Annotated in this window: 2 protein-coding genes; both read right to left on the bottom strand. The window is 71.0% G+C overall.

Going from position 1 to position 911, the window contains the following annotated elements; genetic code table 11:
* Nucleotides 1–368 (bottom strand): DUF4167 domain-containing protein (locus tag P409_RS35300; protein WP_034849787.1); only part of this gene is annotated, 368 nt, incomplete at its 3' end.
* A gap of 180 nt (nt 369–548) precedes the next feature.
* The coding region (locus P409_RS35295; protein WP_034849786.1) for a class I SAM-dependent methyltransferase at nt 549–911 on the bottom strand (363 nt) is incomplete at its 5' end.

Genomic DNA, 911 nt, shown 5'->3' with positions numbered 1-911 from the left:
AGCGGATCGTAGTCGGCATCGACGCCCGGCTGCTCGCGGCCGGTGTCCTGGCCGCCGCCCGGCTGGTGCTGCGGCTGGCCATAGGCCTCGTTCATGGCGTTGATGATGCGGACATAATGCTCCGCATGCTGCTGGTAGTTCTCGGCCATGACGCGGTCGCCCGACGCCTGGGCGTCGCGCGCCAGCCCCATATACTTGTCGTAGACCTGGAAGACGTTGCCGCGGATGCGGATGTCCGGCCCGTTGCTGTCGATGGTCTGGTTGCGGTTGGGCAGTGCGTTCGGCCGGCGCTGCTGGCCGCCACCGCCGCCACCTCCACCGCCGCCGTTCCTGCCGCGCGCACGCCGCGAATTCGGTCCTGGTCTCATCAGCCTTGCTTCTGCAGATCGCTGTTTCCGCGCTGCCGTCCCTCGCCGCCGCCTGATGCGGCCGGGCCCAGCGTCATCGTCGCTTCCAGCGCCGGAATGGCGGCCGCCTCAAGCGGTCAAGCCCGGAAATGACGGAATAAGGGGACCCTAACGGCAATCAGGCGTCGGGCCAATGCTTTTTTACCGCGACGTCGCGATCACGCAACGCGCTATGCCTGCCAGATCGTGCGCCGTGCCGGCGATGTCAAGACCGGCGCCGCGGAAGAGCGCCGCCACATCGGCCGCCTGGCCGATGCCGAGCTCGACCACCGCGGTGCCGCCCGGCGCCAGCAGGGCCGGCAACGCCGCCGCCAGGGCCCGGTAGGCGTCGAGCCCGTCGGCGCCGCCGGACAGGGCCAGGCGCGGATCGTGCTCGCGCACCTCCGGCTCCAGCGCCGCGATGTCGGCCTCCGGGATGTAGGGCGGGTTGGACAGGACCAGGTCGAAGCGGCCGGCCAGGGCCGTCGCCCAGTCACCGACGAGGAAGGCGGCGCGGCCGGAGAG

Source organism: Inquilinus limosus MP06 (genome assembly GCF_000767795.1).
GTDB classification, from domain to species: domain Bacteria; phylum Pseudomonadota; class Alphaproteobacteria; order DSM-16000; family Inquilinaceae; genus Inquilinus; species Inquilinus limosus_E.
Note: the sequence above shows the minus strand (reverse complement) of the source record. Positions and strands in the feature narration are given on the sequence as shown.